Here is a 13,172-nt window from a genome sequence, read left to right as displayed (position 1 = left end):
AGAAGACATGAGTTTTGAATTCGATACATTGAAGGTTCAGGCGGGATATGAAGCATCACAGCATAACAATGCGGTATCCGTACCGATTTATCAGACTGCGGCTTTTACGCTTGGAGACAGTTACCGTGCCGACCGGTTATTTTCTTTTTCGGAGGAGGATCCTATCTACACGAGGCTTTCTAATCCGACGGTGGATGTCTTGGAGAAACGCATAGCGGCGCTGCATGGTGCGGCAGGGGCGATCGCACTCGCCTCCGGAATGGCCGCCGTCTCCTATACGCTTTTAAATGTGGCAGGAAAGGGAGGGCACATTTTAACAACAGCCCGACTTTACGGAGGAACCGTTGACAGCTTCGGACATCTGCTGCCGGATCTGGGAATACAAATCGACATTGTGGAAAACCCCGATGATACGGAGGAATTCCGCAAAAAGCTGACGCCGGATACGAAGGCGATTTTCATTGAAAGTCTGACCAATCCCTTTGCGACGATTCCAGATTTTGAAGTGATAGCGCAAATAGCTCATTCTCACAAAATTCCACTAATAGTAGATAATACCCTCGCAACGCCTTATTTGTTCAATCCTTTTACTTATGGAGCGGACATAGTAGTTTATTCAGCAACAAAAGCATTTTCCGGCCATGGAAATGTAATTGCCGGAGTTGTGGTAGAAAGCGGCAAATTCAATTATGATAACGGCAACTTTCCACATTTTGAGAAGCCTCTATGGTTTTTGCGGGATGGTCAGGGGAAGGAGAGGAGCATTCTTCAAGTCTTTCCCGATATTCCATTTACCGGAAGGCTGCGGGCGGTGCATCTGAATTATCTTGGTGCTGCACTTAGTCCTTTTGATGCCTATCTTGTCTTGCTGGGTCTGGAGACTATTTCGGAAAGAGTGGATAAACAGGTGTCAAATACCAGGGCCGTTTTACAATATCTGGAGAAAACGGAATATGTGAGCTGGGTCCGCTATCCTTATGCCGAAGGAAATCCATACAAAATACTGGCAGATCGTTATTTTCCCAAAGGTGCAGGCTCCGTTTTATCCTTTGGTTTCCGGGGAACAGATGAACAGAAAAGAAAATTTCTGGCATCTACCAAGATATTCGGATATCAGGCCAACATCGGCGATGCGCGTTCGCTCATTATCAATCCGGCGGAAACGACTCATGTGGAGCTGACGCAGGAGCAAAGGGAGCTTGTCGGACTAGGCTCCGAAACTATTCGCTTGTCTTTGGGACTTGAAAGTGCTGCGGATTTGATTGCGGACTTGGAACAGGCGTTTATAGTGGCGTTTGAACTGGGAACAGCAGTTGAGGATGAAGAAAATGAATGATTACAAAACCGGGTTTATGATTCGGGCCGGAGAAGAAAAGGATGCCGGATTGATTATGTCTATGATTCGCGAGCTGGCAGTTTTCGAGGGACTCGACCATGAAATTACTGCAACGGTCGAAGATATAAGAAAATCGCTATTTGAAAAAACACAGGCGGAAATAATCATCGGATGGCTGAAAGAGGAACCGGTCGCGTTTGCATTGTATTTCTATAATTATTCTACCTTTCTCGGGAAGGCGGGGGTGTATCTGGAAGACTTGTATGTCAGAGAGAAGTACAGAAAGCAAGGCTTCGGAAAAGAAATGCTCCGCTATCTGGCCCGAACGGCAGTAGAACGCCGGTGTGAAAGACTCGACTGGCTATGTTTGGATAAAAATGCCCCGGCTATTGAATTTTATAAAAACCTTGGAGCACATGTACTGGACGACAGGCGGGTATTTCGCATGAGCGGGGATAGGCTTTCGCGGTTTGCCGGAGTATAAAAAATCATTAAATTAGGAGGATGCTATGGGAAACATAGATTTACAGATACCGGAGGTATCGATCAGGGAAATACGCCTGGGTTCCATTACGGGCTTTCAGGGGGGCGCAGAGGAACTGGTAAAAAGCTCCCGGTGCGGACTAAGGGATAAAAGCAGATCTTTTTCCCAGTGTCTTGGATGCTCCACATCGCAGGCGGCATGTATGGTTATTTTAGTTCAGGATGCGGCTGTTATCAGCCATGGGCCGGTAGGCTGCTCATCCTGCTTTCATGAGTTCGCATTTACTTATAGGGTGAATTCTCCCCTTCGCGGTGTTGAGAATCCGACACAGCGCAAGGTTTTTTCCACCAATCTTCAGGAAACGGATACCGTTTACGGAGGGGGACAGAAATTAGCTGAAGGTATCCGGGAGGTTTATGAAAGAACGCACCCTAACGCTGTGTTCGTATTGACTACCTGCGCTGCCGGAATCATCGGCGATGACGTGGAAAGCGTGTGCAATGAGGCTGAGGAGGAGCTGGGTGTTCCTGTGGTAGCTATTTTCTGTGAAGGCTTCCGTTCCAAGGTATGGACTACCGGCTTTGACGCCAGCTATCACGGCATTGCGAGAAAGCTCATAAAACCTGCCAGAGAAAAGAGAGATGATATCGTGAACGTCATCAATTTCTGGGGTTCCGATATTTTTAAAGACTGGTTTGAAGCCTTCGGGGTAAAACCCCGGTATATCACTCCCTATTCCACTGTAGAGGACTTATCCAGAGCCTCCGAAGCTGCGGCAACCATTCAAATTTGTCCGACCTTGGGTTCCTATCTGGGAGCTGCTCTGGAGCAGGAATTCGGCGTCCCGGAGATTAAGACGGCTCCGCCTTACGGCATAGCCCAAACGGACCGCTGGTTCAGAGAACTTGGAAAAATCCTTCATAAAGAGGAAGAAGCGCAGCGGCTGATCGCTGACAAAAAAGAGGAATACCTTCCCAGAATAGAAGAACTGCGGCAGAAGCTGAAAGGAAAATCAGCTTATGTGACGGCTGGAGCAGCTCATGGCCATGCGCTTTTGTCCTTGCTGGGCGAGCTGGGAATGAAGGCAAAAGGAGCTGCTATCTTCCACCATGACCCTCTTTATGACAGCGGCAGCGAGGAAGGCGATTTGCTGGCGCAGCGGGTAAAAGATTATGGCGATGTTCCCAATTTCAACATATGTAATAAGCAGGAATTTGAACTGGTAAATATGCTGAACCGCTTACAGCCGGATGTCTTGCTGGCAAGGCACGGAGGTATGACACTTTGGGGAGCGAAGCTGGGAATTCCGTCACTGCTTGTCGGAGATGAACATTACAGCATGGGTTATGAAGGAATCGTGCGCTACGGAGAGCGCATCGTAGAAACATTAGAAAATAACGAGTTTGTTAAGAATCTTGAGAAGCATGCCATCAATCCCTATACGAAATGGTGGCTGCAGCAGGAACCGTATACTTTTTTAGAAGGAGGTAATGTGCAGTGAGCGGAATCATCGAACAGGAACGTTATACCTGCGCCATCGGCGCACTGCAAAGTGTGGTAGCTATTCCAAAGGCCGTGCCGATTCTTCATTCCGGTCCCGGCTGCGGCAATATGATACAGGGGTTTTTCGAGCGCTCCACGGGTTATGCGGGAGGAAATACTTCTCCGTGTACGAATTTCAGCGAGAAAGAGGTTGTATTCGGGGGGATGGAACGCTTAAGGGAAATCGTATCCAATACGTATAAGGTGCTGGATACCGACTTGCAGGTGATTCTGACAGGATGTACGGCCGGTATTGTAGGCGACGATGTGGAATCTCTGGCAGATGAATTCAGGGATTTGGGGAAGCCTATCGTATCCGTGGAAACGGCAGGATTCAAATGCAGTAATTTTGAATCACACAGCCTTGTAGTGAACGCGATCCTCGACCAGTATGTCAGTAAATTTGAGGATGAGAATCCGGCGCGCAGCGAGAAAAATACAGTAAATCTTTTTGCTTCCCTTCCCTACCAGGACCCTTTCTGGAAGGGGAATTTGAGAGAATATAAGAGGCTTTTGGAGGGAATCGGATTAAAGGTACATATTCTTTTCGGACCGCAGTCTGAGGGGGTGGAGGAATGGAAGAGGATTCCCAGAGCGAATTTCAACATTCTCGTGTCGCCCTGGTACGGACTTCCCATTGTAGAGCATTTGGAAGATATATATGAACAGCCCTTTACGCGCTTTCCAAACGTACCGATAGGGGCCAATGAAACGGAGCGTTTTCTGCGCCAGGTCATTGACTTCGCAAAGGGGCAGGGGAGCCAGATAGACGAGGAGACGGCGGAGGAATTCATAAAGAAGGAGAGAGAGGCCTATTATGAGGAAATTGATAATCTTGCTACTTTCCTGTTGGAATTCCGCTATGGACTTCCGAACCATGTACATATTCTGCACGATGCAGGATATGTGGTGGGACTTTCCAAATTCTTGCTCCATGAGGTCGGTATTGTTCCTAAGGAGCAGTTTATTACGGATAACACACCCGAAAAGTTCAAGGAACAGATAGTGACGGAGCTTAGAAGTACTTCGGAGAAACGTGAGATTCCGCTCACCTTCGAACCGGATGCAGGTAAGGTTCAGGATGCGATACGCGCCCTCAGCCATCAGGGAAGAGGCTTGATCATAGGAAGCGGATGGGATAAGGAGCTTGCGAAGGAAAAGGACTATGATTTTCTGTCTGCAGCAGTGCCTACGCCCTACCGGCTTGTGCTTACGACAAATTACGCAGGTTTCTCCGGCGGTCTCAGAGTCATTGAAGATATTTATGACAGGGTACTGTCAACGTATCGGTAAGGAGGAAGAAAGTTGAGAATTGCTTTTGCCAGTACTGACGGCACTTGGGTGGATCAGCATTTTGGAAGTGCCCGCTATTTTCAGATTTTTGACTTAAAGGAGGAAGCATGTGAATTCGTAGAAGCCCGCCGCACAGAAAGCTATTGCCGAGGCAACTGCGAGGGTGGTTTCGAACATTTGCTGAAGGCACTTAACGACTGCGATGCCATTTTCGTCGTGAAAATCGGTCAGGGGGCCGCTGCATTTATGATAAGCCATGGGAAACGGGTGTTTGAGGCATACGGTCCCGTGAAAGAAATTTCAGATAGGCTTTTAAAAGAAGGTTTGTTGGAAGAGAGGTGAGAATATGGCAAAGAGCTTCGAGGAATTAGCTGCAGCGCATCCCTGCTTTGCGGTGGGTGCAAAAGTAAATAAAGGCAGAGTACACCTTCCGGTTTCTCCGGGGTGTAACATTCTTTGCCGTTTCTGCGACAGGAAGATTAATGATGTGGATGTCCGTCCAGGAGTGGCAGCAACGATCATTACCCCCGAAGAAGCCGTAGAGGTGGTACGAAAGGCGGTAGAGCTATGTCCTGACATTACGGTGGCAGGAGTGGCAGGTCCCGGGGATACCCTGGCTACCCCATATGCACTGGAAACCTTCCGGTTGATTAAAAAGGAATTCCCCAACATTATCAAGTGTATGAGTACCAATGGGCTTCTCCTGCCGGAATATCAACAGGATATTATCGACGTAGGAATCGATTCCCTCACCGTTACGGTCAATGCGGTGGATCCGGCGATTCAGGCACAGATTTGCGAGGGAATCACATATAAAGGAAAAAGATATGAAGGATTGGAGGCGGCGGAAATATTGATCCGTAATCAGCTAAACGGTATTAAGGCCGTTTCGGATGCCGGAGTCACGGTGAAGGTGAATACGGTGCTGATACCGGAAATCAATGCGGACCACGTGGAAACGGTAGCTAAAACGGTTTCGGAAGCGGGTGCAAAAATCTACAATATCATTCCGCTCATTCCCCAGCACGAGTTGAATTGGTGTTCGGCTCCTGATTGCAGACTGCTTAGTGAGGTCAGAGGCAGGGCGGAACAATATATCAATGTATTCCGTCATTGCCAAAGATGCCGCGCCGATGCGGCGGGCATACCCGGCGGGGAAGATTTCTCCAAGCTGATTTATATAAGGCCCGTTGTGCAGGAAAACACATTTTCTCACGGTTGAGAAATGATCATAGGACGCATTTCAGGAAAGGGGGTGGTGGCATATGGAATGTGAGTGTAGTATCCCGGACTGTTGCAGCACTTTAAAAAGAAAAGGAGAAATGTTATGTCAGAGGAAACGAAAAAGGCCCCGTACCGGTTTGACACCCAGAAGGTCAGAGCGGGATATGAGCCAAAGGATCACAAATATGCGGTGTCGCCGCCTATTTACCAGACTGCGTCTTATGACTTTCGAGATGTGGAGAATGCGAAAAACTTATTCAGCTTTAAAGAACAGGGATTCCTATATACCCGTGTAGGAAATCCTACGGTAGCAGTGCTGGAGGAGAGGGTGCGGGTGCTGGAAGGAGCTGCTGCAGCCATCGGCGTGGCTTCGGGGATGGCGGCTATCAGTTACACGCTGCTTAACCTTGCCGAGGGGGGCGGAAGAATACTGACTTCTCCCTTCTTATATGGAGGCAGTGCCGACAGCTTTAAGAAAATTTACCCCAAATTTGGTATTCACTTCGATATCGCTAAGAATCTGGAGCATCCGGAGAAATTGGGAGAAGAAATAGGGCCCGATACAAAGGCTATCTATATCGAGAGCATCAGTAATCCGAATACGGTACTGCTTGACCTTGATGCCATATCCAAGGTGGCGCACGAACACGGTATTCCGGTAGTGGTGGATAATACGGTGGCGACTCCGTATCTGTATCATCCTTTTTCACATGGCGCAGATATTGTTGTATACTCCGCTACCAAGGGCCTTAGCGGACATGGAAATCTCATTGCAGGCCTTATTCTGGAAAGCGGGACATTCGATTATAAAACGGAAAAGTTTCCGCAATTTTCTGAAAAATATTATACCCTTAGAGATGAGAGCGGTACATACAGAAGCTTTCCGGAGGTATTTCCGGAAGCGCCCTTTACCTCCAGAATACGGTTTAATTACCTGAATTATTTCGGGGCGGCGCTTTCCCCCTTCGATGCGTATCTTTCCATCGTCGGCCTGGAAACGCTCTCGGAGCGCCTTTCCAAGCAGTCGGAGAACGCGCATAAGCTGGCATTATACTTGTCCTCCCACGAAGGAGTAGAGTGGGTAAGGTATCCCGCCCTGGAGGAAAGTCCTTATCATCAGCTTTATAAGCGGGACTTTGAAAAGGGCGCAGGAGGACTTTTCTCCTTTGGTTTCAAAGGAAATGAGAAGCAGAAGGAAGTCTTTTTGAATGCGATAGAGCTGTTTCATTACCATGTGAATATTGGCGATGCCAGATCGTTGATCGTTAATTCCCCGCAGACCACTCATGGGGAACTTGATGAGAAGGAGAAGGCGGCTGCCGACATACCGGAAAATCTGATCCGCATTTCAGCGGGATTAGAGGATTCTGACGATTTGATTGCTGATTTGGAGCAGGCGTTCCAAAAAGCATTTTCCATAAACTAGATTGGGAGGGAAAAGATATGACGATAGGAAAGAAAAGTAGTGTTGTTGCTTCCATTATTTTAGCCGGTGCGCTGGGACTTACCGCTTGCGGAGCAAAGGAGGCGGCGGTGGCGGAAACGTCCGCATCTGCCGAAACGGCAAAGACGGAATACAAATATGGGAAGATAGACATTCCCGGCAAGGATGGAGCACTTTGCGGTGCACCGATTTATATTGCCTATGAGAAAGGCTTTTTTGCGGAGGAGGGCTTCGATGTAAATCTGATTTCCGCCGATACCGAAACGCGGAAAATCGGGCTCAATAACGGAACGATTCCGATAGTAAACGGGGACTTCCAGTTCTTTCCCTCCATCGAGGAAGGGGTGAAGGTGAAGGTAGTCGACGGACTTCATTACGGATGTATTAAATTCGTGGTTCCTAATGACTCTCCCATACAGACTGTGGAGGACTTCGCCGGAAAGAAAATCGGCGTTGACGAAATCGGAGGAACTCCTCATCAGGTTGCCAGCGTATGGCTGGAAAAAGCAGGAATTTCTGCGGATCCGCAAGATGGTGATGTGACCTTTCTGCCATTCTCCGACGGTAATCTGGAGTTAGAAGCGGTAAAGACCGGAGAGATAGATGTAGCGGCTCTCTGGGATCCGCTGGGTTCTATTGCAGAGAAGAGCGGGGAATACCGGGTAGTGTTTGACCTTTCCACAGATCCTGTTTTTGCCGGAAAGTATTGCTGCTTCCTCTATGCATCTTCTAAGGTGCTCGAGGAAAAACCTGACGAAATCGCGGCATTGCTAAAAGCCTACAGGAAAGCGCAGGACTGGATCGCGAAGAATCCTAAGGAGGCGGTAGATATTATTTCAGATAAGAAGTATTCAGCTATTGATGATAAGGAACTGGCACAGGAGCTTATCGTAAGCTATACTTATCCCTCCACAGAGGACAGAGCAAATGGAACTGCCAAGATAGAAGAGGATGTGAAGTATTTTGTAACGGAACTTAAAAATATCGGATACTTAAAGACGGAAGATCCGGATGCATTTGCTGCGGAAATCTTCCAGAAGGTAGATGTGGATTAAGCATTTATAAGCTTATTTGGAGGAAAAAAGGTGAGCATATTAAAACAACGAGCGACGCGCCTTTCGAATAGCTCTTATATTCCGGACATAGCATCATATATCGGGTTGTCTGCTATTTCGCTTTTGGGATTTTTCATAGCGATACTTGTCAGTTTATTTTTTAAGCAGACTGCGGAAGCGCAGATCAGCACGTATCCGCTTGGTTCTTCTCTTTCCATTACAGCCGATGAGGCGTATCGTTTTGTTTTGGCAGCACTGATACTCATCTATGGAGCGGCGGCGGTTTATTCTTTTTGGGGGGAGGAGCGAAGGAAACAGTTCTTGAGCCGGGTGCCGTTCCGCTTTGTCATAGGCCTCGCGTTGGCATTATGGGATATCCTGGGAACGAAACTTTTGCTTTTGCCTCAGCCGTTCTTCCCCGGACCTTCGAGAATTATAGAATCCTTTCTGATGGAGGGAGACTATATTTTTCAGAATACGCTGTATTCTTTGCGGCTTTTTACCGTGGGCTTCACGCTGGGCGTGGCTTTTGGCGTAGGAACAGGGATTCTGATCGGCTGGTTTCCGAAAGTCTATTATTGGGTATACCCTGTCCTGAAAATTACCGGAGTCATTCCGGCGGTGGCATGGATGCCCTTTGCCTTGACGCTTCTTCCCACACCTTTCTGGGCGGCAACTTTTTTGATCGTTATATGCGCGTGGTTTCCGGTAGCGTTTTTGACAGCACAGGGTATTGCCAGCACACCTAAGATTAATTTTGAAGTAGCGCAGACCTTAGGTGCGAAGACGCCGTATCTTGTCCTCCATGTGGCAATACCTCATGCGATGCCTCAGATTTTTACCGGCATATCCTCAGCCAACGGCTTTGCGTTTACAACGCTCGTCATGTCCGAGATGCTGGGGCAGCCGGGAGGGCTGGGCTATTATATCAACGCCTCTAAGGTTTGGTCGGCATATTACAAGGTGTTTGCGGCAATTATCGTTATGGCAGTTTTGTTTTCCGCTATCATGAAGATGATCGGAGCAATACAGAGCCGCGTTTTGCGGTGGCAGAGGGGGCTGGTGAAATGAGCAGGGATATTCTTTTTGAAATTGAAGCGGTGGACCGTACCTATGTGGATGCCAATGACAACACGGTGGAAGCGCTTAAAAATATAAACCTTTCTATTAATAGGGGAGAATTTATATCCATCATCGGTCCCTCAGGCTGCGGCAAGACCACTCTTTTACGGCTTTTGGCGGGTCTGGATGTGCAGGAATCGGGGGAAATCAGGCTGAACGGAGAAGAAGTCGGGGGTCCCGATCCAACTAGAGGGTATGTGTTCCAGCAAAGCAGTCTGTTCCCGTGGCTGACGGTGGAAAAAAACATTGCCTCCGGCTTAAAGGCGAGAGGGGTGTATAAGCAGAGGAAGGATGAAATCGCGGAGTACATAAAACTGATCGGGCTTAACGGCTTTGAAAAGACCTATCCCCATCAAATTTCGGGAGGAATGGCACAGCGTGTGGCCATTGCCCGGGCGCTGATCAATCATCCGGTGGCACTTCTTTTGGATGAGCCGATGGGAGCTTTGGATGCTTTTACGAGGGCAGATTTACAAGATAAGCTTCTGGAGCTCTGGCGGGAGAACGATACCACGATGATTTTGGTAACACACGATGTGGATGAGGCGCTTTATCTGAGTGACAGAGTTGTTATCATGTCGCCCAGACCCGGCAGGATAAGCGAAGTTTTGAATATTTCGCTGTCAAGACCGAGGCAGCGGAGCGGCACGGATTTTACGGCTCTGAGAAACAGTATTCTTGAAAAGCTGCATCTGGTCAGTGAAATACAACAACCAGAATATACAATTTAAGGAGATTATGTCATGTCAGAAAAAAAACAACTAAGACAGATTGCCATTTACGGCAAGGGTGGCATCGGAAAATCAACCACCACACAGAATTTAACGGCAGGTCTTGCAGAAAGCGGGAAGAACGTTATGGTAGTAGGCTGCGATCCGAAAGCCGATTCTACCAGACTGCTTCTGGGCGGACTTGCGCAGAAGACGGTGCTTGATACCTTGCGCACGAGTGGGGATTCTACGGAGCTTTCCAATATCATGCGCATAGGATTCCATGGAACGAAATGCGTGGAATCCGGCGGGCCTGAACCCGGAGTCGGATGTGCCGGCCGAGGAATCATTACATCCATAGGTTTGCTGGAGAGGCTGGGCGCATATACGGACGATTTGGATTATGTTTTTTATGACGTTCTGGGAGATGTAGTGTGCGGCGGTTTCGCGATGCCGATCAGAGAGGGAAAGGCAAAGGAGATTTACATCGTGGCCAGCGGCGAAATGATGGCGCTCTATGCTGCCAACAATATTTCCAAGGGAATCGCAAAGTATGCGAGAACCGGCGGGGTGCGCATCGGCGGAATCATCTGCAACAGCCGTAACGTGGACAGAGAGCTGGAGTTGCTTAAGGCTTTTGCCGAGGAGCTCGGTACTCAGCTCATATATTTTGTCCCCCGCGACAATGTGGTGCAGCGTGCGGAGATTCACCGGAAGACAGTGATCGAATACAGTCCTGAGGTAAAGCAGGCGCAGGAGTATCGCGCTCTTGCGAAGGCGATCGATGAAAATACGATGTTCACGATTCCCAAACCGATGTCTCAGGAGCGTTTGGAGGAGATTCTTATGGAGCACGGGCTTATGGATGCCATTGAAGATTATCATATTTAAAGATTATCATATTTAATAGTGAGGTGACTGTTTGCAGGCGATTATATCGTTGTCTGCAAGCAGTCGTTTTTTGATTCGTAGGATGGAGGTGTCAAAAGTCACTTTGCGGGCTGCATCAGGCAATAGGCCCAAAACAGAAAGACTCCTGCGCCCAAACAGTTTTGTCTTCTGCTATGGCACAAATATACAGAGAAAGAACTTCTAAATATTTTCATAGGCGTAGTCGTTCTTTCTGTTTTGGTCCTATTGCCTAATAAAGTTGACAGAAAGGACTTTTGGCACTCTAATCTTCATAGAAAGTTACCTCCTGAGAGAGGGGAAATTGAATTGACAGTGGACAGGATTAGAATTACACTGGTATACATAAAACAGTAAATAATGGTGGTGTAAATAAAATGATACCGAACGATCCGGTAATGTTAGTCAGTTATGTGAATATGAAGCTGCGGGATTTTTATAGGGACCTGGACACGCTGTGTGAAGACCTCGATGTAGACAAGTGTGAGCTGGAAGAAAAATTGAAGTCCATAGAATATCATTATGATAAGGAGAGAAACCAATTTGTCTGAACAGATAACGATTACGGTTCAAACAAAAAAACCGGAGAAGGAAATGTACCTGCTTCATACGGTGGGGCGAACGGTGTTGGACACCTTGCGGGAGAGCGAAATCGAATTGCCGCCCCTTTGCAGTGGGATGGGAACCTGCGGCAGGTGTATGGTGCGGTTTATCGGCTATGCCCCGTTTCCTACCCAGACGGAAAGGGGCCGGATAGAGCCCGATAAGCTGCGGGAGGGGTATCGGCTCTCTTGTATGGCAAAGCCGGTGAAAGACTGTGTGATCCAGCCTTTTTTTAAGAGTGAGGAAAAAATCAAGGTGTTGACGGAAAGCACCGTGGGCAATATCGAAGTTGCGGGAAGAGAGGCTGCAGGAGAATATTACGAAGGTTTGGAGGCGGGCAGTACGGTCATCGCTGTGGATATAGGAACCACTACGATCGCCATGAGGCTGTTAGAGGCTGTTTCCGGGCGGGTATGCGATACTTATACATGCCTGAATCCCCAAAGAAGCTATGGTACCGATGTGGTGGAGCGTATCAGGGCCGGCAGCGGCGGGAAGGCACTGCGTCTTCAGGAGCTGGTGAGAGAAGCGATAAATAAGGGAATGGGTCAGTTTTTTCAAAGTGCCGGGGATGAAAAGTTATGTAAACCTGAATGGATGGTTATTGCCTGCAATACGACTATGGGGCATTTATTTATGGGATATTCGACGGATACCTTGGGTAGAAGTCCCTTTACGCCGGTGAGTATTGCCTTTACCCCCTTTGACTTCGAAGGAGTTCATGGAGCGCTTCTGCCGGGAATCTCTGCATTTGTGGGCGGAGACATCGTGGCGGGCATATATGCCTGCAATCTTCATAAGATGCAGGAAACATGGATATTCCTAGATTTGGGAACGAACGCAGAGATGGCGATTGGAAGCGGCGGCCGCATTTTGTGTACTGCAGCGGCAGCAGGGCCGGCATTTGAAGGAGAGGGCGAAGGGAATACGACGGGGCCGGAGAGGATCGGGGCGATTTCCCGCTTATTAAAGGAAGGACTCATCGATGAGACCGGGCTTCTTCAGGAGCCGTATTTCGAGTCCGGCATCGAGGTGAACGGCATTTTTGTGACACAGAAGGATATTCGCGATATACAAATGGCAAAGGCAGCGGTGCGGGCAGGAGTACATTTCCTGGAGGAAAGGTTTTCCGTTTCCATGCCGGACTACGGGCCGATAGAAAAGGTATACCTTGCGGGAGGTTTCGGCTTCTATCTGGATAAGGAGGCGGCAGTGCGTGTGGGCCTGATTCCTCCGGAACTTAAGGATAAAATAGAGGTGGCAGGGAACACTTCCCTCGCCGGAGCGGAGAAGGCGGCAAGAAAAATGGTAAGGGATATCAAAGAAGCGGCAGAGCTGGACGATATCGTAGAGAATTGCGAAGTATTTAATCTCGCGGCTCAGGAGAATTTTGATAAAATATATATAAAATATATGAATTTTGTTGATCTTTACAGGTAGAAGGATAATG

13 protein-coding genes are annotated in these 13,172 nt (G+C 48.3%); all 13 read left to right on the top strand.

Features of this window, described 5'->3' with window-relative positions; all coding sequences use genetic code 11:
- The first annotated feature begins 7 nt into the window (after positions 1-7).
- On the top strand, positions 8-1,336 hold the full coding sequence (locus V6984_RS15570) for an O-acetylhomoserine aminocarboxypropyltransferase/cysteine synthase family protein (protein ID WP_342756527.1): 1,329 nt from the start codon (positions 8-10) through the stop codon (positions 1,334-1,336).
- Positions 1,329-1,820: a GNAT family N-acetyltransferase gene (locus tag V6984_RS15565; RefSeq protein ID WP_342756526.1), complete on the top strand. Its 492-nt coding sequence runs from the start codon at positions 1,329-1,331 to the stop codon at positions 1,818-1,820. The genes V6984_RS15570 and V6984_RS15565 overlap by 8 nt, the downstream gene beginning before the upstream one ends.
- A 25-nt stretch (positions 1,821-1,845) precedes the next feature.
- A complete protein-coding gene (locus V6984_RS15560; protein ID WP_342756525.1) occupies positions 1,846-3,321 on the top strand; it encodes a nitrogenase component 1 in 1,476 nt (491 codons plus the stop codon).
- On the top strand, positions 3,318-4,655 hold the full coding sequence (locus V6984_RS15555; RefSeq protein ID WP_342756524.1) for a nitrogenase component 1: 1,338 nt from the start codon (positions 3,318-3,320) through the stop codon (positions 4,653-4,655). The genes V6984_RS15560 and V6984_RS15555 overlap by 4 nt, the downstream gene beginning before the upstream one ends.
- Before the next feature lie 12 nt (positions 4,656-4,667).
- Positions 4,668-4,997 carry a NifB/NifX family molybdenum-iron cluster-binding protein gene (locus V6984_RS15550; RefSeq protein ID WP_342756523.1) on the top strand — a complete coding sequence of 110 codons (330 nt, stop codon included), beginning with the start codon at positions 4,668-4,670 and terminating at the stop codon, positions 4,995-4,997.
- 4 nt (positions 4,998-5,001) lie between these two features.
- Positions 5,002-5,877, top strand: a complete 876-nt coding sequence (locus V6984_RS15545; protein WP_342756522.1) for a radical SAM protein — start codon at positions 5,002-5,004, stop codon at positions 5,875-5,877.
- Positions 5,878-5,982: 105 nt separating this feature from the next.
- Positions 5,983-7,305, top strand: coding sequence for an O-acetylhomoserine aminocarboxypropyltransferase/cysteine synthase family protein (locus V6984_RS15540; protein ID WP_342756521.1), 1,323 nt, complete (start codon positions 5,983-5,985; stop codon positions 7,303-7,305).
- A 17-nt stretch (positions 7,306-7,322) separates the two neighbouring features.
- On the top strand, positions 7,323-8,378 hold the full coding sequence (locus tag V6984_RS15535) for an ABC transporter substrate-binding protein (protein ID WP_342756520.1): 1,056 nt from the start codon (positions 7,323-7,325) through the stop codon (positions 8,376-8,378).
- A 30-nt stretch (positions 8,379-8,408) separates the two neighbouring features.
- On the top strand, positions 8,409-9,449 hold the full coding sequence (locus V6984_RS15530) for an ABC transporter permease (RefSeq protein ID WP_342756519.1): 1,041 nt from the start codon (positions 8,409-8,411) through the stop codon (positions 9,447-9,449).
- Positions 9,446-10,231, top strand: coding sequence for an ABC transporter ATP-binding protein (locus V6984_RS15525; protein WP_342756518.1), 786 nt, complete (start codon positions 9,446-9,448; stop codon positions 10,229-10,231). Before V6984_RS15530 ends, V6984_RS15525 begins: the two co-directional genes overlap by 4 nt.
- 12 nt (positions 10,232-10,243) lie before the next feature.
- A complete protein-coding gene (nifH, locus tag V6984_RS15520; protein ID WP_342756517.1) occupies positions 10,244-11,101 on the top strand; it encodes a nitrogenase iron protein in 858 nt (285 codons plus the stop codon).
- A gap of 395 nt (positions 11,102-11,496) precedes the next feature.
- The gene (locus tag V6984_RS15515; protein WP_342756516.1) at positions 11,497-11,670 is read left to right on the top strand and encodes a DUF4250 domain-containing protein; all 174 of its coding nucleotides are present in this window, start codon (positions 11,497-11,499) and stop codon (positions 11,668-11,670) included.
- Entirely contained in the window at positions 11,642-13,162 is a 1,521-nt protein-coding gene (locus V6984_RS15510; protein WP_342756515.1) for an ASKHA domain-containing protein, read from the top strand. The genes V6984_RS15515 and V6984_RS15510 overlap by 29 nt, the downstream gene beginning before the upstream one ends.
- The last annotated feature ends 10 nt before the right edge of the window (positions 13,163-13,172 follow it).

It is taken from the genome of Kineothrix sp. IPX-CK (assembly GCF_039134705.1).
Taxonomy (GTDB): Bacteria; Bacillota; Clostridia; order Lachnospirales; family Lachnospiraceae; genus Kineothrix; species Kineothrix sedimenti.
Note: the sequence above shows the minus strand (reverse complement) of the source record. Positions and strands in the feature narration are given on the sequence as shown.